This is a genomic window from Pedobacter riviphilus, assembly GCF_014692875.1.
In the GTDB taxonomy this organism is placed as follows: domain Bacteria; phylum Bacteroidota; class Bacteroidia; order Sphingobacteriales; family Sphingobacteriaceae; genus Pedobacter; species Pedobacter riviphilus.
The window spans coordinates 4,043,190-4,065,786 of sequence record NZ_CP061171.1 but is presented as its reverse complement, the minus strand read 5'-3'; the positions used below and the strand labels follow the sequence as shown (position 1 = coordinate 4,065,786).

Sequence of the window (22,597 nt, the reverse complement as noted above, 5' to 3'; positions counted from 1 at the left end):
ATATTTCTTCTTTTTTGTGGCCATTAATCTTTACTCGCCTTAAATAATTTCTCTTTTTCTGCTGCTGTTAATTTATCGTATCCTGAGGTTGATATTTTGTCTAAAATGGCATCTATTTCCTGTTGAGAAACGCCTCCCTTAAACTCGGGCTTTTTAACCGGCTTTTCGTTGCGAACCACTTTTAGTTTTGGTTTGCGCTCAAACAGTTTGCTCCAGTCGCTTCCGCTTTGCAGGCGTTTAATAAAAATAAAACCAACCAGGGCACCCCCTATATGCGCTAAACTTCCGCCTGCATTTAGCGAACCGATGGCTAGAAAGTCGAGTACAAAATAAACAATGGCAATCCATTTTATTTTAACCTCACCAAAAAAAAGCAGCATGATGCTGTAATTGGGTACCAGTGTTGCTGCAGCAACAATAATGGCCATTACAGCGGCTGATGCTCCTACAATAGTTACACTTGCTAGTCCGTTGGCATAAAGCGGAAATATATTTAATACAGCAACGGCAAATAAACCACCAAAAAGACCGCCCGCCAGGTATACAAAGTGGAACTGACGGCTTTTTAAAAAATTCATGAATATGTTGCCGAACCAAAATAAGCCGAGCATATTAAACAAGATGTGAAGAATCCCATCATGGATAAACATGTAGGTAAATAGGGTATAAAATCGTTCGGGCAGTTTTGAAATACTGGCGGGTAAACCTAAATAATCGCTAACAAATAGACCAACAATATCACCTTGGCCACTAAGCCTGCTAAATAGCCCAATAACAGCGATAACCAGAAACAAAAGTACGTTTATACCAATGTAAAAGAATATTGGATTGCCCGATTGAAAAACCTTGTATTTTAAATCTTTGAAAGTATTATTCATAGAGTGTATAAAATGTATCGTTTTTGTCTTTCCATATTTTAACAAGTATAAAGCCGATTAGAGCCCCCCAAGGTGAGCATAATGGGCAACCGAATCGCCTTGGAATTTCCCAACACCTAAAACCAGTTCAATTATAATATAAATTGGAATAATATACTTTGCCTTTACTGGAATTGGAATAAACATAATTAGTAATTCGGCGTTGGGGTAAAGCATTCCAAAAGCTACAAGTAAGCCAAAAATTGCACCCGAAGCACCTAACATAGGCCCGTAGTAAATATCACCTAAAAGATCCCTTTCTGCAGGATTTTTGGGGACATATGCCGAAATATCAGAAATAAAGTGCCCGGCTACATGATATATTTCATAAGATTGAACAGCCCATTGTAGTGCCAGTGCACCTAGACCAGTTATGAAATAAAAGATAATGAATTTTTTGGCTCCCCACCGTTGTTCTAAAATGCTTCCAAAACTGTAAAGTGCAAACATATTAAATATGATATGGAAATAATCGACCGGGCTATGCATAAACATATAAGTTATAGGCTGCCAGATTTTAAAACTTGGGGAATCAAAATAGTAAACAGCAAACCACTGTACAAATGGATACACATCGTTAGAGCTATATATCAAAGTACCGATAAAAAATAAGATGTTAATAATCAGTAGGTTTTTTACTACCGGTGGAATATATATGTTATTCATTTAATTTTTTTCTTGTTTTTAAACGGCAAAGTTTAATCTTCAGTTGTTTTCCCTAAACCCTAAACCCTAAACCCTAAACCCTAAACCCTAAACCCTAAACCCTAAACCTATTTCTCAAACTTCTTATCCAGCTCCGCCAAGGTAATGGTTTGGATAATCGGTTTACCGCTCACGCTAAAGTTAGGTGTTTTACAGGCAAAAAGCTCATCAATCAAAGTATTCATTTCTTCCTGGCCAAGGCTTGTTCCGGCTTTAATGGCACTATTTTTTGCTAAACTTCTGGCAAGGCTATCGCGTTTGCTTAATTTTAGTTCCTGCTGTGAGTTTTTAAAGCCTTCAATCAATTGTTCAAATAATTGCGTTTCGTTAATATTACTGCTACCCAGATCAACCGGAACACCTTCTACTACCAACGTATTTTTCCCAAATTCCCGTACATCGAAGCCTAAACTTTTTATATCGTCCAGTAAACTTTTGGCCAGTTCAAAATCATGGGCATTAAGTGTAATGGTTTGCGGAAATAAACTCTGCTGCGATGCGCCTTTGCGGTCATCCAGATGTACGAGAAAACGTTCGTAAAGGATTCGTTCATGTGCCATTTGTTGATCGATCACCATTAACCCTGATTTGATCTGCGAAACAATATAGCGGTTATGCAATTGCATGTACTGCTTCTGCTTGGTTTCTAAAACAGTTTCATCAGCATAAATAGAGGTTTGCGCTACAATTGGCTGTTCTGTTATTTCATAAAGCGACCCCCAGTTTTTAGCACTCGGTTTGGCTTCATAATTTCTTGATGAAGTCGCATATCCCGAAGTAGAACTACTATCACTGGCAAAAGGATTAAAATCAGGGTTGAAATTAATGCTCGGTGGTATAATATCTTCTACCGCTTTATGGGTAATCATATTGCTAAAACCAGTTTCCTGATCAAAATCTAAGGTTGGTGCAATATTATACCGACCAATGGAACGTTTTACAGCCGATTTCATGATTGCATAAATAGATTTTTCATCCAGATATTTAATCTCTGTTTTAGTAGGATGTACGTTTACATCGATTTTCGACGGGTCTATCTCTATAAACAATACATATAGCGGGTAACTGTCGTCGGGCAATAACTCTTCGAAAGCAGAGCTTACCGCATGGTTTAAATAAGGATCTTTAATAAAACGGTTATTCACAAAAAAGAATTGCTCGCCCCTGGTTTTTTTTGCAAAAGCAGGTTTACCAATATATCCTTTAAGGTTAATAATAGTCGTTTCCTCTTCAACAGGAACCAAACGTTCGTTATAGTTGTTGCCAAAAAGGTGGACAATGCGCTGTTTTAAATTGCCTTTTGGCAGGTTAAAAATCTCGGTTCCATCGTGATGCAGACTAAAAAAAACACCCGGATGCGCCAATGCTACCCGTTGAAATTCATCCAGAATGTGGCGCATTTCAACCGGATTACTTTTAAGAAAGTTTCTCCTGGCGGGGGTATTAAAAAACAGGTTTTTAATCGAAATCTGTGTTCCGGGCGAAGTAGCTACCGGTTCCTGATTGGTTACCTGTGCACCTTCAATAGAAATGCAAGTGCCAATTTCGTCTTCATGCCTGCGGGTTTTCATTTCTACCTGCGCAATGGCCGCAATAGAAGCCATGGCCTCGCCGCGGAAACCCATGGTACGGATGGCAAATAAATCTTCGGCTTTTTTTACCTTCGATGTAGCATGGCGTTCGAAACACATTCTGGCATCGGTAACACTCATTCCACAGCCATTATCAATAATCTGAATTAATGCTTTCCCAGCATCTTTTACTACCAGTTGTATTTTATCTGCGCCGGCATCTATCGAATTTTCGAGCAATTCTTTTACCGCAGAAGCAGGTCGTTGAACAACTTCTCCAGCAGCAATTTGATTGGCAACAGCATCAGGCAATAAGTGAATAATATCAGTCATGTATTAGGGCAAAGTGAATGCGCTAAATTATGCAAAATAAGCTTAAAGAACCCGATTTGTTTAAAACTCAACATGTAAATGACTGTTGGTAAATAGAATTACTTTGTTGGTCTTCATTGCAAAGAACAGTTTATATAAATTAATCCTGTATCGCTTTTTTTGAAAAGCAGGTTCCTGTGCCAATCGGTTCTGGTAGTCCCGCTGTACGCTGTATCTTTTAGCCTGCCATCCTGAGCGGAGTCGAAAGGCAGCCCAAAAAGATGCCGCTCCCATCTGGTTTATTTCACTTAGGCCAGTTGTCATAAATGCAGCAATCCATTCACTGGTTTATTAAGAGTCGTCCTCCGGATCCGATAACTAGCGGATTTGTTTCAGCATCGCTTACCTCGGCCTGTGTCCTCACGGATAGAAAAAGATATTATTGAGATAGGCAGGATACAAAAATGATAATCTATTAGTTTGTGAGACAGTGACCACGGATTAAGACTAATTCCGTGTATCCCTTGGCAAAATAATTCTTTATACAGATTCCTTTCTGTAAAACCGAATTTACAAGTCCAAATGCTTTCAATTTTCTATCTTTATCGATATGAAATCCATTTTATACAGCCTTTTTTTTATTCTGCTGCTCACTTCCTGCACCAAAAAGGAAAAAGTTGATGTAATTGTTTTCAACGCAAAGGTTTATACCGTTAATAGTAAATTTGATACGGTTGAAGCCTTCGCTGTGAGGAATGGTAAAATTCTGGCCCTTGGCAAAAGTGATGATATTCAAACCAAATATACTGGCAAAGAAGAAATCAATGCAGAAGGCAAAACCGTTTATCCAGGTTTTATAGATGCGCATGCTCATTTTTATGGTTATGGCAAAAGTTTGCAAACGGCCGATTTAAGAGAAACAAAATCGTGGGATGAAGTGCTTGCTCGCCTAAGCGATTTTGCTAAAACGCACCCTGAGGGTTGGTTAATTGGTAATGGCTGGGACCAAAACGATTGGGACAATAAAGCTTTCCCTACCAATGAACAGTTAACAGCGCTTTTTCCAGATCGCCCGGTATTTTTAAACCGGATTGATGGGCACGCGGCCATTGCTAACCAAAAAGCGTTAGATGATGCCGGCATTAAAAGTGAACAGAAACTGGTAGGCGGCGATATGCTTACCCAAAATGGAAAGCTCACCGGTGTATTAATCGATAACGCCGTAGCTTTAGTAGCGCGTAAAATCCCTTCACCAGATGCTAAACTGGCCGAAAAAATATTTATAGATGCGCAGAAAAACTGTTTCGCTGCTGGTTTAACCACTATTGATGATTGCGGCTTAAGTTACCAGGCTGTTGAATTCATCGAGAAACTGCAAAAAGAAAACAAACTGAAAATGAGGCTCTATGTAATGCTTTCAGACGAGCCTGATAATTATAAATATCTTTTTAGTCGCGGGCCGATTAAAACCGATCGGTTAAATGTCCGGGCATTTAAAGTTTATGCCGATGGTGCTTTAGGTTCGCGTGGTGCCTGCCTGTTGCATCCTTATAGCGATATGCCTCACAAAACTGGTTTTCTATTGAGCGATCAGCAACATTTTGAAGAAGTAGCTGCAAAAATTGCTGCCAATCATTTCCAGATGTGTACTCATGCCATCGGCGATTCGGCGAATCGGGTAATCCTGAATATTTACAATAAAATCTTAAAGGGGAAAAACGATAAACGCTGGCGTATTGAACATGCACAGGTGGTGAATGCCAGCGATTTTGACCTGTTCGGAAAAGCCAGCATTGTTCCATCCGTTCAGCCTACGCATGCTACTTCTGATATGTATTGGGCAGGACAGCGTTTGGGTGCTGAAAGGTTAAAAAGTGCCTATGCTTACAAACAATTGTTAAAACAAAACGGTTGGATTCCATTGGGTACCGATTTCCCGGTAGAAAACATTAATCCATTATTAACGTTTTATGCAGCAACAGTGAGAGCAGATGCAAAAGGTTTTCCAAAGGGGGGCTTCCAGAGGGAAAATGCTTTAACGCCAGAAGAAACCTTACGCGGAATGACCATTTGGGCCGCCAAAGCTAATTTTGAAGAACATGAAAAGGGCAGCTTGGAGAAAGGCAAATTAGCCGATTTTGTTATGCTCGATCACGATATTTTAAAATCAACACCACAAAAAATATTAAAAACCAAAGTCTTAAAAACCTATTTGAACGGAGAAAAAGTATATGAAGCGAAATAGATTGTATATCCTGGCTGCGGCGAGTTTTTTTAATGTTTTATGCTTAATGGCCTGCGCACAGGAGCATACCACAAATGAGAAAAAACTGGCTATTGCCAATGCCATTTCAAACACAACCGTATTATTAAATAACCAAGATGCTATTATCCCGCTAAAATCGCTTGAAAAGAAAAATATCGCTTCTGTTAGCCTGAGTTTTGCCTATAGTAATGTGTTCGATAGTCTGGCCAATAAATATGATAAAATTACTTCATTTTCTGCTGATTCTTATAAAGATAGCTTGAATCTGAATGATTTAGAAGATGATCTAAAATATTTCAATACAATTTTAATCAGTATCGATGATCAGAATGTAAACAAAGCTAAATACATCAATTTTATCAACAGCATCAGTAAGAATAAACAGGTAATTATTTCTTTTTTTGGTAACGGGCCAGGTTTAAAATCATTTGATCTGTTGCAATCGCCGATTATATGGACGGCACAGAACAATGCTGATGCCGCTGCGATTGTTCCACAATATATTTTTGGTGGCATTGCCGCTATGAATAAGTTAACCACAGCCTTTTCTGCCCGTTATACGATGGGTTCAGGCTTTGTGACCACCGCTACCCGCTTAAAATATACAGTACCTGAAGATGCGGGAATCAACTCCAATAATTTAAAAGAAATTGATGCCATTGCTTCCGAAGCGATAACACAGAGAGCAACCCCGGGATTGGTGGTTTTGGTAGCGAAAGATGGTAAAGTTATTTTTAATAAGGCTTATGGTACGCATACCTACGATACCAATGTGCCCGATAAGGTAACAGATATTTTTGATCTGGCCTCGGTAACCAAGGTAACGGCAACCACACCTGCAGTAATGCGTTTATTTGAAGAAGGAAAACTAAAACTAGATACCAATATTGGTGCTTATATCCCGAAAGCACGTACCACACCCATGAACAATATTCAAGTGCGGGAAGTGATGTTACACCAGGCAGGTTTTATCCCTTATATTCCTTTTCACGATTATATTAAAACAGGCGATTATAGCAGAGATTCATCTGCGGCCTATCCAACCAAAGTAGCCGATAACTATTATATTAAAAAAGGCTTTTTTAAAGATTTTATGTGGCCTAAAATGCTCAATTCGCCCATTAAAACACGTGGTAAATATGTGTACAGCGATATCAGCATGTATGTGATGAAAGATATTGTAGAGCACATCAGCGAAGAGCCATTAAATCAATATACTTACGAAAATTTTTATAAACCACTTGGCATGCAAACGGCAGGTTTCTTGCCGCGGAACCGTTTTAAACCGGAGCAGATTATTCCTACCGAAGATGATAAATATTTTAGAAAAACCCTGCTTGTAGGTTATGTGCATGATCAGGGTGCCGCTTTAGCAGGCGGAGTTTCAGGTCATGCTGGTTTGTTTGCCAGTGCCAACGATCTGGCTATTATTTATCAGATGCTTTTAAACCGTGGAACTTATGGTGGTGTAGAATATTTTAAAAATACAACAGTAGATATGTTTACCTCAAAACAATCGAATGTTAGTCGTAGGGGTTTGGGTTTCGATCGCTGGGATCCGGATACGACTAAACATTACCCTTCTGAACTGGCTTCGCCACAAACTTATGGCCATACGGGGTATACCGGAACTTGTGTTTGGGTAGATCCATCCCGAGGTTTGGTGTATGTATTTTTGTCTAACCGTGTTAATCCTACTGTTACGGATAAACTATCGAACTTAAAAATTAGGGGTAGGATAGAAGATGTGGTGAACAAAGCCATCGACGAATCGAAGAAATAAACCTGTAAAATTAAAAGACCATTAAGAAGTGAAGGGAATTAAGGTAGGTTGAATTAAGACGCTATGGTAATTTGGGTAGATACAAATGGCTTCCAGTTTAAGTCGCTAATTTTGAGGCCTGTAATAGGCATCAAAAAGCTTATTTCTGAATTTATAATTAGGATCGTATTTTCTTTCAATTTAAAAAAGGCCTCTGCATTTGGGTAGGCTTCCAAGAATTGTGATTGAGTAGCCTGTATTTGATAGGGCAGGTGTTTGCTAGAGAGTTAATAGCTCTTAAGCTAAAGATTTAGAATCAGCTTATAAATTACCGTTTTAAGTTCTTCGTTATCACGATCTTCACAGAGCAGGAAAATTGCACTATGCTCGTTTTGGCTAAGCAAAGTGATGCCTTCAAATTTATGTTTGCCCGAAATTTTATTGCTGAAGGTTAGCTTCAAAGTCTGCAGGTTAATACTGCCAATAAAACTGCCCAGAATTTTGCCATCGGCATAAGTCGATTTGGTATCTTCGGCGGTAGCAATAAAAAATATTTCATTTTTTACCAATAAAGCATCGGTAAAAGAGGATTCAACATGATCAATATTTGGAAGCTTAAAAGGATTGAACTTAGCTTGTTTAATTTTGGCTAAATCTGCTTCCTGGATATTAAATATACCATTCTTTGCATTAATCCCATTGCCTCGGTTAAAAAGTAGCCACTCATTGCCTGTAAAGGCTGCGCCTTCGAGGTTAAAGTTCTGATCATCTATTTTGGAGATAGATTTAAGCAAGGAGTAAGTTTCAGTCAGGTCTTTTTGAAAAACTTTTTGCGTTTTCAGGTCGAATTCGATCATCAGGTTTCTTTTGGACGTAGAGCCCGAACCTAAAATGTAGAGCTTGTTGTTATGCTGGCAAAGGATTTCGAAATCGGGTTTTAAGGGTTTAGGGATATTTTCTAACTGATCGAGCGTTTTATCAAATAAAATCTGAATTTTGCGTAGCTTTTTGGTTTTGATATTGTATTCATTCAAATGGCCACTATTATCGCCAATGATATATAGTAAATCATTGTGAAGGAATAGCCCCGAAGCAGAGCCGACGCCATCAATCTCGGCGAAAACTTCTAAAATTGTTGAGTGCATAATTGAAAATAGTAAAAAAGCACCGGTTTTGGCCGATGCTTTTATTTTTGTTTACGATTCGCGAGGGACTCATGACTGAGGACTCACGACTCCGAACTACTTCTTCAATCCAATTTCTCTTAATCTTTCATCCAAATATTCACCAGCTGTCATATCGCTATAAGCTTTAGGGTGTTCAGCATCAATGGTTGATGGTAAACTAGTTAAATCCATGTCGCTACGTGGGTGTAAGAAAAAAGGAACAGAGAAACGTGAAGTTTTCATCAACTCACGGGGTGGGTTTACCACTCTATGTGTCGTCGATTTTAATTTATTGTTGGTTAAACGCTGTAACATATCGCCAACATTTACAACGATATCAGTATGATGTGCTTTAATTGGTAACCACTCATTGCTGCGGGTTAACACTTCTAAACCATCTGCACTGGCACCGATTAATAAAGTAATCAGGTTAATATCTTCATGGGCACCTGCGCGTACCGCGTCATCAGGAATGGTTTCAGGGTTTTCGATCGGGAAGTAGTGGATACCCCTTAAAATAGAATTTCCGTTATGGACATGTTTGTCGAAATAATTGATTGGTAATTCTAAGTAAGTTGCAATGGCACGTAATAAATGCGTCCCATTTTCTTCCAGTTTTTTATAGATTTCGCCTGTTACTTTGTTGAATTCTGGTAATTCCTCTAAAATCTCGTTATCAGGATATTCATTTTTAACCGGATCGCCATCAGTCACTTCCTGCCCAATTTGCCAAAATTCTTTTAAATCTGGTGTTTTGGCACCTTTAGCCGTTTCTTTGCCCGCGCTGGTATAACCGCGTTGCCCGGCTAGCTCTGGTTTCTCGTATTTCCTTTTGGTTTCAACGGGTAACGAAAAGGCTGCTTTAATGTTTTCGTAAAGTTTATCAATTAATTCCTGACTTAAGCCATGGTTGGTAATGGTAACAAAACCCGAATCGTTAAAAGCTCTGCCCAATTCATCAGAAAATTTTTTACGGTCTTCTGCTGAGCCATTGATGTAAGAGCCTAAATCTAAACAAGGAATATACGGTGTAGACATAATTTTATATTTAATGTTATACGAATTTAAAAAGAATTGTTAATAACTGCATTTTGGTTGGGTGTTATGTATTTAACGAATTAATATAGAGATTTTTAAGTTATTAACAAAATTGCAAATCAAAATATGATGTCTGATTGTCACACCAAATCCATTATAATTTATACGCAAACTAGGCTTTGTTTAATTTCGTATAATTAACTAGAAAATAATGCAGCTGGCCTGTAAGGTAAATGGGTTATTTGCGACTAATAAAATAAATGAACACAAAATGAGACCATCGTGATTTGCCATCTCAACAATTAGATAAAAAATCATGATAGCTTCATTACAGTTAAAAACAAATAAACACACAATGAAAAAAATAATATTAATTCTATTGTCGGTGTTGGCTTTAAACCAGGCCAATGCACAGCCTAAAAAAACAGAAAAGGCCACATTTGGTATGGGCTGCTTTTGGTGTACGGAGGCCATATTTCAAAGGTTAAAAGGTGTAGTGTCGGTAAAATCGGGTTACGAAGGCGGTACATTAAGCAATCCAACTTACGAAGAAGTGTGCACTGGTGCTACCGGGCATGCAGAGGTTTTGGAAATTACCTATAACCCCATGGTGATTTCTTACGATGATTTGTTAGAAGTTTTTTGGAAAAGCCACGACCCAACTACTTTAAACCGCCAGGGCGCCGATAGCGGTACCCAATACCGTTCAGTTGTTTTTTATCACACGGCTGAGCAAAAAGCTTTGGCAGAAAAGTATAAGGCAGAGTTGAATAAAACCAATGCTTATGGCAAAAAAGTGGTAACAGCAATTGAAGCAGCCAAACCATTTTATATTGCAGAAAATTACCATCAGAATTATTTTAACAAAAACGGAAGTGAGCCTTATTGCAGATTGGTGATTCAACCCAAAATAGAGAAACTGGAAAAAATATTTAAAGCCAAGCTTAAAAACTGATAAGCGTGCTTGACTAGCCCTGCAATAAACATTGCAGGGTTTTTTGTTATCTTCGGAATTTAAACTTCCATTTATGGTAAAAAGAATAGTGCTTAATATTGATACCCAAAAAATTGCTGATGCAACCAGTTTTTATAAAGATATTTTAGGGCTTGATCTGCTAATGGATCATGGTTGGATTGCCACTTATGGGGCGACAGGACAAAAAATGGATGTGCAGATCAGTTTTGCTTCCGAAGGCGGATCGGGTACCTCTACACCAGACCTATCCATCGAAGTTGAAAATGTTGATGAAGTATTGGAAAAGGTGAAAGCCGCCGAATTTCCGATCGAATACGGTCCAACTGATGAACCATGGGGCATTAGGCGGTTTTATACCAGAGATCCTTTTGGGAAACTGATTAATATTTTAAGTCATCTCGATTAATTCCCGAATCCTTCCGCTTATGAATTTGTCCTCTTGAGTAGATGCTAAAATTTATCTGTGTGTATCTTTTATCCGTGGTTAAAACTTACCATTAGTTCAAAAAACCTTTAGCTTTTTCGAGCAGTTCGCTGCCTTTCTTGCCAATCTCTTTTTCCCCTTTTTCTATAGTTGAAGGTTGAGTATACTCACTCACCGAATTGGAAAGCGCTTTAAACTTGCCTATGCCAGCAAATACTTCTTCGGTGTAAGGAACACCCTGCTGTTTCATCAGTTTTTTCCAGTCTATTTTCGAGAGTACCGCAACCATGTATTTGGTGGCAATTTTACCGATAAACGCTTTGTCGTATATATTGGTTAAAGCCTTGTCTGACTCGCGGTCTTTTACATAAACCATAGTTTGTTGCAGTGCTTCGCGTTCGCTGTTAGAGAATAATGGGCTTTTGCTCAGCTTTTCCAATGCCGGAAGTGATTTCTCGGGCTGCTCTTTCTTTAAATTTAAATAAGCGGTTATTCCCCAAACCAGTTCGTTTTGGATGCCGAGTTTGTTCATGTCGTTTAAGAAAGCCTCAAAATCTTCGAGCGATCTTTCTTCATCAATTTTTCGCTCCATTCTCATTCGGTCGAAACCTCTAAAAAGATAGTTCATGCTATGGAAAGCCAAATGTGTCTGCTCATCGTTTAAACGGCTCCAGCCAAAAAATGATTTGGTGTAGGGGAGTGGGATTTTCTCGTTTTTTTCCAGCCATTTAATGTTTCTCGAAAGGCCATCTTCAGATAAATAAAACAGGTTGTTGCTAAAAAACAAGAAACCGCGCACAAATTCTAAAAGTGTTTTAATTTCGCAATCATCAAGCAGTTCTGGTTGGGTTTTAGCACATTCATATAATGCAAAAGGTTGCCCTAAATCTCTGGTGGCCAGTACAGCCATGCTTAAAATGGCATGTTCTATATTTTGATAGTAGGCCTTGTTTGTATCTTTAAAAAATGGTTGAGGCGTTTTTACGCCCGTTTTCATCGCGATAAAACCGGCGGTAAGCAATGGAAAAACATCTTCATCGGTTTCTTTTACAAATTGTTTAACCGATCGATATTCTTTATATACCATCAGGGCATCGATTACTGAAATATTTTCGCTGTTGTGTGCGTTTACTTTGTTCAGGTTTCTGACAACACTTTGTGCCTGTTTGCTGAATTTCTGATACTCGGGTTTGGTGGTATCTTGAACGGCAGTTGAACGGACAGCTATTTTTGCAAATTTATAAAATGTGATTTTATCATAATTGATGTTTTCTGCTAGTTTCTTTTTGTCAAGTTCGAGTAAAAGCTGGTCGGTTTTTTCGCCAGAACAGGAAGCTAAAAATAGGACAGCGCAAAATAAAATTAAATTCTTCATGAGATATGTTTAAACAAATAGATGTATAAAACTAACATTTTAGGAAAGGAAAAAATGAAAAATGCAGATTCTTTTAAAATATAGTCTTTTAGCATATTTCCTAATTATCGAAATTTAAATTTTTTTGAGATTTTAAAAGTAAAATGATAAATTTTTAAAAGAAATAGATGCCGCGGTTAGCAAATTAATAATTGGTTTTTGTGACGAGTTTAATGTTCCGTTTGCTTTGCGATTGACCAAACTATTTTTTGGATTAAAATTTGATTAGAACTTATCAAAAAGAGTGAGGTATTTCTAATTTTTTGGCAATTTTTTCAGATTTAATGACCTAAAATTCGTAGGATGTTTAAAATCATTCTAAATTTGTAACTCCTTTAAACTAAGATGACAAAAAAGAAAAAGACAGTTGGTAAAACTGACGCTGATGTAATTTTAATAGGGGCTGGCATCATGAGTGCAACCCTCGGTGTTTTATTAAAACAATTAGAACCCAATTTAAGCATAGAAATTTACGAACGTTTAGATATTGCAGCAGCAGAAAGTTCTGATGCATGGAATAATGCCGGAACGGGACATTCTGCTTTTTGCGAATTGAACTATACACCCGAAAAGAAGGATGGTACGGTTGAAATAAAAAAAGCGGTTCAAATTGCAGAACATTTTGAGGTTTCTAAGCAGTTTTGGTCATATTTAGTAAACAAAGGATTGGTTTCTGACCCTTGCAATTTTATCCGCAGTATTCCTCACATGAGTTTTGTTTGGGGTAAAAAGAATGTAGAATATCTTAAAAAACGCTACGATGCATTAACCCAATGCGATCTGTTTAGCGATATGGAATATACTGAAGATGCTGAGCTTGTAAAAAACTGGGCGCCATTGATTATGGATGGCCGTAAAAAAAGCGAAAAAGTTGCTGCTACAAAAATGGATTTAGGTACCGATGTTAACTTTGGTACTTTAACCCGCGACATGTTTAACAACTTAAAGGAACAAAGTAATGTTAATCTGTATTTTAACCACGAAATCCGCGACCTTAAGAAGAATAAAGATGGTAACTGGATCGTAAAAGTTAAAGATTTAGAAAGCGGCGACAAACGTAAACGTGTAGCTAAGTTTGTATTTATCGGTGCTGGTGGTGGCTCTTTACCGCTGTTGGAAAAATCAGATATTCCGGAAGGAAAAGGTTTTGGCGGTTTCCCTGTAAGCGGGCAATGGTTAAAATGTACCAATGAAGAAATTATTAAAAAACACCACGCTAAGGTATATGGAAAAGCTGCGGTTGGTGCACCACCAATGTCTGTTCCACACCTAGATACCAGAATGATTAATGGCAAACAGGCGCTCTTGTTTGGTCCGTACGCAGGTTTTTCTACTAAATTCCTTAAGAATGGCTCGTTCCTGGATTTACCAAAATCGATTAAATTTAATAATATCCGCCCAATGCTGTCGGCAGGCTTACATAACCTCGATTTAACAAAATATTTGATTGAGCAGGTTAGGCAATCGCCAGAAGATAGATTAGAAGCATTAAAAGAATATTTACCTACTGCCGAACTTAAAGATTGGGAGCTGGAGTATGCCGGGCAGCGCGTTCAGGTGATTAAAAAAGATGAAAAACAAGGTGGTGTTTTAGAATTTGGTACAGAGGTGGTAAGTGCTGCTGATGGCTCCATTGCCGCCTTATTGGGTGCATCTCCTGGTGCCTCAACAGCAGTTTCTATTATGCTCGACCTGTTAAACCGTTGTTTTGCTGATGATTTGGCCACTGAAGAATGGCAGGCAAAAATTAAAGAGATGATCCCTACTTATGGAAAATCACTTGCTCAGGATGCAGATCTTTGCAGAGAAACCAGAACAAGAACCTCAAAAGTATTGAAAATAGAAAACACTGTGGTTGCTTAGGTTATAACAGTTATAAATTTTAGAGGGTCCTGATGTAAATCGGGGCCTTTTTGTTTTATGTGGAGGTTCTTTCTTTGCATCCTCGGTCTGTGTCTCCACAGATCAAAACCGGATAGATAATTGATCGTTTGCGCCATCAATCTTTCCGAAGGAAAATGTCAATTAAGTTACTTCCTGCGCTTGTCAGTCTGAGCGTAGTCGAAGACTTCGAGAGTTTGAACAATTAAAAAGATGCCCTTCGACTACGCTACTATTGATATACTTGAATAGAATGATCGTCATTCCCGCGCAGGCGGGAATCTTAAAGCGCTTGCATTACGATTATTCATAGGCATTCTTCTCTTCAAAGGCATTCATGAGCACTACGTGGTTCCCAATCAAGTTGGGTATGACGATCTCTAGTAACTTAACATTTGCAAAAAAAATCAGTCATTTATATTGATTTTTATACAATATCTTACCATGCAAAAGAGGGTATCCAATTGCTCGAATACCCTCTTTTGTGAAAAATACTTTATGGTTAAGCTGCAATCACTTCTGCAACTTCATCAGCGGAAATATCGCTATGCGAAGCTTCTAATACGCAATCGCCATCTTTAATCAATAAAATCTGTGGCGACTGATGTGCTACTTGAAATACTTCGGCAATCTGGTTGGAAATATCGCGGTAGCTAATTAAATCTAAAAAGTAAAGTTTTGTGCTTGCAGGAATGATGTCCCAATCAAATTCGAAATTCTTTTTAGCCATTAAACTAATTGAGCAACGTGTGCTGTGCTTAAAAATAAGACTAAAACCGCTTGCATTCTTGATCTCGTCAAGCTGTTCTATTGAAGTTAAGTTAACCCAAGTCATGATATTATACGTATTGTTTTACAGGACAACAATTACAGTTAAATAAAGTTCTGTAAATGACCTGAATATGAGATTACAAATGAGGTAGATTAATTTCTTCTGCGCTTTCCTTCTGGATAAGACCCATAAGCAGGGCAAAGCTTAGAAGAACAGGATTCTAAAATGGTAATGGTGCAAAACACCGCCAATAACAAGATGGCTACTTTTTTCATTTGATCTGATAATTTTTAAACTTCTAAGTTACAAATAATTATTAAAAGCGTATGGCTAAATTTGAGCAGAAAAATCAGCCATTTTAATCGCTGTAATTGCAGCCTCATCGCCTTTATTGCCGTGTTTGCCACCAGCACGATCTTGTGCCTGCTCTAAGTTATTGGTAGTTAAAACACCAAAAATAACTGGTTTACTGTACTTAATGCCAACGTTGGTTATCCCTTGCGCTACTGCATCACAAATAAAATCGAAATGTTTCGTGTCGCCTTGGATTACACAACCTAAGCAAATTACAGCATCTATATCTTTTCTTTTGCTCAATAAAATTTCTGCACCACCTGTTAATTCGAAACTTCCGGGTACAGGTAAAGAAATGATATTTTCTTCCGCAACGCCATTTGCTAACAGCGTTTTTAATGCGCCATTGTATAAAGCACCGGTAATTTCAGCATTCCACTCGGCTACAATAATTCCGAATTTATAGTTTGCACCGCTAGGAACGGTGGTATGAGAGAAATCGGATAGATTTTTTAATTGTGTTGACATGGGGCAAAGATAAGGTTATGCCGCGAATGTTAAAAACCTTAATGTTTGCTGCTTGTAACATTTAGTGCATTAATACTTAGATTCGTATAAGAATCAGATAAATATCAACTGCTTATGGAATTTAGTCGTTCAGGCCATCTATATTAAAAACGCAAGCTACCTATGAATATATCATTACGCCTCTCCGCCTTATTTTTTCTCTTCATTTTGCTGTCCTTACGTGTTTCTGCACAACAGAAATATACACTCAACGATTTTTACAGGGTCGATTCCATTGCCAACCAGGCCAAGCCAAAAGATGCGTTGGCTTTGGTCGAAAAAATAAATCAAGCGGCAAAGAAAGAGAACAATGCGCCATTGCTGATCAAATCAGTTATTTACCGGATGATGTTTCAAAGCTATTTAGAAGAAAATGCCTTTGATAAAATTTTGGTTGACCTGCGCACAGATATCAGCAATGCCAAACAACCCGAAAAAAGCATTTTACAGTCGCTTTTAGCCGAAATGTATTGGAATTATTTGCAACAAAACAGGTGGAAAATTGGATCGCGTACAGAAGTGCAGGGCGATATTGGCAATGATATTAAAACCTGGAGCATTAAAAAACTAAATGAGGAAACGATAAAATACTACCTGTTATCGTTGAAGGAAGCTAAAATTTTGCAACAAACTAAAGTTGATGTTTTGGATGCTGTTTTGGCGGGAGATAAAAATAACCGGAATTACAGGCCAACATTGTATGACCTGCTTGCACACCGGGCCATCGATGTTTTTAGCAATACACAGATTAACCTTACACAATATGATGATGACTCAATTGATATGAGCAATGCTGCTTGGTTTGGCAACAGACAGGTTTTTTTGGCGATAGAACTCACCAATGATAGTACACTCTTTAAACCCCAAGCGTTGCAGTTGTTTAAAAACCTGATCAGATTTCATCAAAACAGCAATAACTTTTCGGCATTGGCCGATGTTGATTTAAAACGCTTAAAATTTATACAACAAAATTTCAGTAGCTATGATCAGGAATTGTACAATAACGCTTTGAGTAATTTAGCTGAACAAAGCACCCAAACCGAAGTTTATGCCGATATTTTATATGAACAGGCCCTTATGCATAAAAATGCGCAATTGTCTGTTGATACCAACAAACAAAATCTTTTAACAGCAGTTGCTTTAGCCAAAAAAGCTATTGAGGGTTATCCTAAAAGCATTGGTGCGCAAAATGCAGAAAATTTAATCAGGCAGATTAAAAGCAGCGAATTATCAATTAAAATAAAAAGATATATCCAGCCGGATAAACCCGCACAGTTGTATTTGTCATATAAAAATACAGATACAGTACATATTAGGCTGTTTAAAGCACCTGAATCTCAAAATGATTACGAACAGTTTAAAAATAAGAATGACTTTTTAGCTTTTTTTAATCAAAATAAAGTAATCAAAAAATGGTTTGTCATTGTGCCAAAAACCAGCGATTACCAAAGCCATACCTTAATTGATAAAATAGACGGTTTACCTTTTGGTAATTACACTTTGATTGCCCAGACCGTTAACCACGAACAAAAAGATACGGTTTATAGCAATATTAATTTTAAGGTTACTGCAATGGCTGTAATCAACAGGCGGAATATTGAAAAACATGAATATTTTGTTAGCCAGCTTAGCAACGGTGCACCCTTAAAAAATGTTAAAATACAACAACAGCGATATGATTATAATAAGCGGAAATATATTAATGGCGACTTAATTACCACTAATGAAAATGGTTACGCAACTACAAATGAAACCGACGGGAATATGTCTTTTGCGGTGGCTACCTTCGGGAAAGATGAGTTGAAATTAAATATTAATAATTATAACACCTATCGGGATGACGAAGATAAAGAACGTGTAATTCTTTTTACTGATCGACCTATTTATCGGCCAGGGCAAACCATATACTATAAGGGTATATGCTTGCGATCGAAAGATGGTAAAAATAATATAGAAGTAAATAAAGCACTTGAGGTTTTTTTAATGATGCTAACGGTAAGGAAGTAACTACGACCAATTTAACGAGCAATGATTTTGGTACTTTTCAAGGATCTTTTAGTATCCCGATGGGGAAATTAAATGGCCAGATGGAAATTGAAACTGATTATGGCAGCATTAATATACAGGTAGAAGAATATAAACGCCCCACCTTTGAAGTGCTTTTTGATAAACCTAATCAGCACTACAAACTGAACGACAGCATTAAAGTACAAGGAAAAGCCAGTTCATTTTCAGGATACTCCGTAAATAATGCAAAAGTAAATTATAAAGTTTTCCGCAGGGCGATGTACGATTACCGCTTAACCTACACGCAACGTAGTGCTATTTATGGTTCAAATATATATAGCGAAAGAAAACAGATTGCCATTGGCAAAACAAATACCAAACCAGGTGGCAAATTTGATATTACCTTTTTTGCAAAGGCCACCAATACCAAACAGAATTATAGCTACGAAATTGAAACTGAGGTAACAGATTTAAATGGCGAAACCCGAACGAAAACCACAGCTATAAATGTGGGGCAAAAAGATATCAATCTTAATATCAGTGCAGAGCAGGTTATTTATGTAAGCAACAAAACCGATAGTATCCCGTTCTGGGTAACCAATTTAAACAACGAACCCATTAAAGCGAATGTTAAGGCAGAATGGAGTTTGTTGCAGGCACCATCCAAGTTAATGAACAAGAGTCCGTTTTATGCCGAAAACTATGCATTAAGTAAAGAGGAGTTTATTAAGTGTTTTCCTGATGAGGATTATAACAACGAACTCGAAGTAGCCAAATGGCCAATAAAATCGGTAGAATTAAAACAAAGCCCGACGGCTAAAAATGGTCGGGGAGTTTAACCTTCAATCAAAAAAATCTAAAACCAGGTTATTATAAAATTAATTTAATAGCCATAAACGAGCAGAACGATACCATTAAAGTAGATAAGTGTTTAGTTATCTATAATGAAGAGCCTGCAACGATACAATCTAATATCGAATGGATTGCTCCTGAAGTAAGCGTAATTAAACCGACTGAAAGTGCTGTTTTCCGCTTGGCTGGCTTAGCTAATAACAGCAGGGCTTATTATGAAGTTTATTATCGTGATAGTATAGCCGAAAAGGTATGGCTTAACCTATCGCCAAAACAAAGTTTTGTTAAAATTAAGCCGAAAGGTAATTACGTGGATGGTTTTGCCGTACAGTTTACCATGATACATCAAGGTATGGTTTACAGTTCTATGCAACAGGTTAAAATTATAGACCCGAAAAAAGAGTTAGATGTCAGGTTTTTAACCTTTAGAAATAAACTTCAACCCGGTGAAAAAGAAAGCTGGAAACTACAGATCAGTAATAAAAATGGCGAAAAGCAGATGGCCGAAATGGTGGCTACGCTCTACGACGCAAGTTTGGACGACCTGAAAAGAATGGATTGGAATACGCAGTTGCCAACAGGCTTTAACTATTATTTTTATACTTGGAACTTCAATGTAAATGATGTCGCGAACGCAGGTTATTTATGGTTTTTAAGGTCTGAAAATAATTACGGCACAATTACACGTGGTTACGAAAATCTTAATTTATTCGGTTACAATTATTACGGCGGTTACAACAATGGTTACCGTAATTATATGAACAATTTACAAAGGCCTAAAAGAAGGGGTTTAGCTCCCGAAGCTGTAAAAAAACTGGCTGAATTGGAAAATGGCAAATTAACCTATGGCGTGATATTCGATGAGCATGGCGATGTATTGCCCGGTGTACAGGTGAAATCTGGCAAAACAGTAACAACCACTAATGTTTTTGGCATTTACACTATTGATGCTAAAGTAGGGGAGACACTGAATTTCGCTTTTATAGGGTATACGAGATCTGCTGTAAAAATTGGCAATAAAAAACGGGTCGATGTAATATTGAAGGAAGATGGGAATGCTTTAAATGAAGTAGTGGTTGTGGGCTATGGGGCGCAGAAAAAGGAGATGACAAGTGCAGCGATACAGATCAGAGGTTCTGCTACCTTGCAAGGGAGGGTGGCGGGTGTGGCTACAGATAAGAATCGCGCAATTGAAGATTTAATCCCAAGTGCTGGGGCATCAATTGATCAGAAAGATCCAACACTACGCCAGGAAGTGGAAGCACTTAAATATAAAAAAACTGACATCACAGCACGTACCAACTTTAACGAACTCGCATTTTTCTATCCGCAATTGTTAACCGATGCCAAAGGCGAAATCAAGATCGAGTTTACCATCCCGCAAAGTTTAACCCGCTATAAAATGATGGGGTTTGCACACACCAAAGATTTAAAAACGGCTTCGATCACCAACGAATTGGTTACCCAGAAACAATTGTCCATTGCCATTAATGCCCCACGTTTTTTCCGCGAAGGAGACACCATTTTATTAAGCGCCAAACTAAATAACCTGGCGGGCAAAAAACTTATCGGCAATGCCAGTTTAGCACTTACCGATGCCTTAACCGCAAAACCGATCCAGATTTTTGGAACAAACGAAAAAAACGAAAAAACTTTTGAAGTTGATGATGCAGGCAATGCGGTTTTAAAATGGACATTAATTATCCCATCAGGCATTAATGCCATTACCTACAAAGTTTTGGCCCAAAGTGGCAAGTTTAGCGATGGTGAAGAAAATACCATTCCTGTTTTGGCAAATGCCATGTTGGTTACCGAAAGTATGCCGATAAACGTGCGTGGTAATACTAGTAAAACTTTTGATTTTGAGAAGCTGGAGAAATCAGGAGCTTCAAAAACCTTGCGCAACCAAAGTTTGACTTTCGAGTTTACCTCAAATCCTATCTGGTATGCTGTGCAGGCATTACCTTACTTGATGGAATATCCTTATGAGTGTGCTGAACAAACTTTTAGCCGATTTTATGCCAATAGTTTTGCAACAGGTATTATTAATTCCTCGCCAAAAATTAAAACCGTTTTCGAACAATGGCAAAACACCAATAATGGCGAGGCCCTGTTATCTAACCTGGAGAAAAACCAGGAGCTCAAATCAATCTTGTTAGAAGAAACACCTTGGGTGCGTAATGCCGATAATGAAAACGAGCGTAAAAAACGTTTAGCCATACTTTTCGATTTAAATAGAATGACTTATGAGTTGAAAAACAATTTCGAAAAGTTAGAGAAAATGCAATTTAATAATGGTGCCTTTCCGTGGTTTAATGGTATGCAAGAAGATCGGTACATTACACAGCACATTGTTTTAGGAATGGGCCAGTTAAAAAAACTAAAACTGATTGACGAAAAAGCTTATCCTATTTTTAATGTAATGCTTAACAAAGCCATTATTTATTTAGATGCACAGTTGGTTAAAGATTACAAGGAGGAAGTGAAAGGAAAACGTTTTGCCTATTTGCCGTTGCATTATCTATTCGCCAGAAGCTACAACAATCAAAAAAATAACAATGCAGATTTTTTAAAGGCCAAAGATTTCTATCTGAAAAAATTAATAGCGAGCTGGAAAACCTTTGATACTTACCAGTTGGCACAAACCGCCCTGGTTTTAAATAGAAACGGCAATGAGGTAGAAGCCAAAAAAATCATTACGTTATTAAATCAAACGGCTCAGCAAAATGATGAACTGGGTATGTACTGGGCTACAAATAAAGCTGGCTGGTGGTGGTACCAAAGTCCGATAGAAACACAGGCTTTATTAATAGAGGCTTTCGACGAAGTAACTAATGATGTCAAATCGGTGGAGGAAATGAAAATCTGGTTGCTCAAAAACAAACAGACCAACGATTGGAAGACAACCAAAGCCACCACAGCGGCGTGTTATGCATTGCTAATGAAAGGTACTAACCTTCTAGCAGAGCGCAATGAGCCCGAAATAACTATTGGCGGTCAAAAAATAGCAGATCTGCAACAGCCTAATGCCTTAAAAGAAGCCGGAACGGGTTATCAAAAATTAACTATTGCAGCGGCTAATGTAAAACCAGAAATGGGGAAAGTACAGGTTAAAAACAACAACCAAACCGTAGCCTGGGGCGCAATGTACTGGCAATATTTTGAGCAACTGGATAAAATTACGACGGCCAACACCGGTGTTAAAATCAACAAACAATTATTTGTCCAAAGAGCTAGCGCAAAAGGCGATGTTTTAACTCCACTTACGGCAACCAATATTTTGGCCCCTGGCGATTTATTGAAAGTGCGTATTGAAATTTATTGCGATCGGGATATGGAATATATTCATTTGAAGGATATGCGTTCATCGGGTTTTGAACCTGTAAATGTGATCTCTCGGTATAAATATCAGGATGGTTTAGGTTATTACGAAAGTACAAAAGATGCTTCAACCAATTTCTTTATCAGTTATATGCCAAAGGGAACCTACGTTTTTGAATATCCTTTGCGCGTTACGCATGCCGGAAACTTTTCGAATGGAATTACCTCTTTGCAAAGCATGTACGCACCTGAGTTTACCACACACTCAGCAGGGATAAGGGTAAATGTAAAACCTTAAGTATTGGCCGTCAAGCCTGACCTGTAGCGAAGCGGAAAGCTACGGCGTAAACCG

Annotated in this window: 15 protein-coding genes and 1 pseudogene; 8 read left to right on the top strand and 8 right to left on the bottom strand. The window is 38.0% G+C overall.

Annotation, left to right across the window (positions count from 1 at the left end; translation table 11 throughout):
* Positions 1-23: 23 nt before the first annotated feature.
* The 3 genes and pseudogenes from H9N25_RS16695 to mutL all read right to left on the bottom strand — a co-directional run bounded on the left by H9N25_RS16695 (position 24) and on the right by mutL (position 3,526).
* Positions 24-878: a rhomboid family intramembrane serine protease gene (locus H9N25_RS16695; protein ID WP_190326604.1), complete on the bottom strand. Its 855-nt coding sequence runs from the start codon at positions 876-878 to the stop codon at positions 24-26.
* A pseudogene (locus H9N25_RS16690) lies at positions 871-1,583 on the bottom strand (rhomboid family intramembrane serine protease). The gene H9N25_RS16695 and the pseudogene H9N25_RS16690 overlap by 8 nt, the downstream one beginning before the upstream one ends.
* Positions 1,584-1,690: 107 nt before the next feature.
* Positions 1,691-3,526: a DNA mismatch repair endonuclease MutL gene (mutL, locus tag H9N25_RS16685; protein ID WP_167297042.1), complete on the bottom strand. Its 1,836-nt coding sequence runs from the start codon at positions 3,524-3,526 to the stop codon at positions 1,691-1,693.
* Between the two features lie 589 nt (positions 3,527-4,115).
* Here mutL and H9N25_RS16680 point away from each other — a divergent pair.
* Entirely contained in the window at positions 4,116-5,750 is a 1,635-nt protein-coding gene (locus H9N25_RS16680; RefSeq protein WP_190326603.1) for an amidohydrolase, read from the top strand.
* Entirely contained in the window at positions 5,737-7,554 is a 1,818-nt protein-coding gene (locus H9N25_RS16675) for a serine hydrolase domain-containing protein (RefSeq protein WP_190326602.1), read from the top strand. The genes H9N25_RS16680 and H9N25_RS16675 overlap by 14 nt, the downstream gene beginning before the upstream one ends.
* A gap of 281 nt (positions 7,555-7,835) precedes the next feature.
* Here H9N25_RS16675 and H9N25_RS16670 read toward each other — a convergent pair whose 3' ends face one another.
* Together H9N25_RS16670 and H9N25_RS16665 are read right to left on the bottom strand one after the other, a co-directional pair.
* Positions 7,836-8,678 carry a DUF6929 family protein gene (locus H9N25_RS16670; RefSeq protein ID WP_190326601.1) on the bottom strand — a complete coding sequence of 281 codons (843 nt, stop codon included), beginning with the start codon at positions 8,676-8,678 and terminating at the stop codon, positions 7,836-7,838.
* Between the two features lie 96 nt (positions 8,679-8,774).
* On the bottom strand, positions 8,775-9,737 hold the full coding sequence (locus H9N25_RS16665) for an isopenicillin N synthase family dioxygenase (protein WP_167297039.1): 963 nt from the start codon (positions 9,735-9,737) through the stop codon (positions 8,775-8,777).
* 355 nt (positions 9,738-10,092) lie between these two features.
* Here H9N25_RS16665 and msrA point away from each other — a divergent pair, with 355 nt between their 5' ends.
* Positions 10,093-10,692, top strand: coding sequence for a peptide-methionine (S)-S-oxide reductase MsrA (gene msrA / locus H9N25_RS16660; protein ID WP_167297038.1), 600 nt, complete (start codon positions 10,093-10,095; stop codon positions 10,690-10,692).
* Between the two features lie 73 nt (positions 10,693-10,765).
* A complete protein-coding gene (locus tag H9N25_RS16655) occupies positions 10,766-11,119 on the top strand; it encodes a VOC family protein (protein ID WP_190326600.1) in 354 nt (117 codons plus the stop codon).
* Positions 11,120-11,210: 91 nt separating this feature from the next.
* Here H9N25_RS16655 and H9N25_RS16650 read toward each other — a convergent pair whose 3' ends face one another.
* A complete protein-coding gene (locus H9N25_RS16650) occupies positions 11,211-12,512 on the bottom strand; it encodes a short-chain dehydrogenase (protein WP_190326599.1) in 1,302 nt (433 codons plus the stop codon).
* Between the two features lie 384 nt (positions 12,513-12,896).
* Here H9N25_RS16650 and H9N25_RS16645 point away from each other — a divergent pair, with 384 nt between their 5' ends.
* Complete coding sequence (locus tag H9N25_RS16645; RefSeq protein WP_190326598.1) at positions 12,897-14,414, top strand: malate:quinone oxidoreductase; 1,518 nt, start codon at positions 12,897-12,899, stop codon at positions 14,412-14,414.
* A gap of 520 nt (positions 14,415-14,934) precedes the next feature.
* Here H9N25_RS16645 and ytxJ read toward each other — a convergent pair.
* Positions 14,935-15,267, bottom strand: a complete 333-nt coding sequence (gene ytxJ, locus H9N25_RS16640; RefSeq protein WP_167297034.1) for a bacillithiol system redox-active protein YtxJ — start codon at positions 15,265-15,267, stop codon at positions 14,935-14,937.
* A gap of 267 nt (positions 15,268-15,534) precedes the next feature.
* Positions 15,535-16,026: a 6,7-dimethyl-8-ribityllumazine synthase gene (gene ribH / locus H9N25_RS16635; RefSeq protein ID WP_167297033.1), complete on the bottom strand. Its 492-nt coding sequence runs from the start codon at positions 16,024-16,026 to the stop codon at positions 15,535-15,537.
* A gap of 162 nt (positions 16,027-16,188) precedes the next feature.
* On the opposite strand from ribH, the gene H9N25_RS16630 reads away from it, so the two are divergent.
* From H9N25_RS16630 to H9N25_RS16620, 3 genes are all read left to right on the top strand, one after another.
* Positions 16,189-18,072, top strand: coding sequence for a hypothetical protein (locus H9N25_RS16630; RefSeq protein WP_190326597.1), 1,884 nt, complete (start codon positions 16,189-16,191; stop codon positions 18,070-18,072).
* 80 nt (positions 18,073-18,152) lie between these two features.
* Positions 18,153-18,911 carry a hypothetical protein gene (locus H9N25_RS16625; RefSeq protein ID WP_190326596.1) on the top strand — a complete coding sequence of 253 codons (759 nt, stop codon included), beginning with the start codon at positions 18,153-18,155 and terminating at the stop codon, positions 18,909-18,911.
* Between the two features lie 194 nt (positions 18,912-19,105).
* Positions 19,106-22,543: an alpha-2-macroglobulin family protein gene (locus H9N25_RS16620; RefSeq protein ID WP_190326595.1), complete on the top strand. Its 3,438-nt coding sequence runs from the start codon at positions 19,106-19,108 to the stop codon at positions 22,541-22,543.
* Positions 22,544-22,597: the final 54 nt, after the last annotated feature.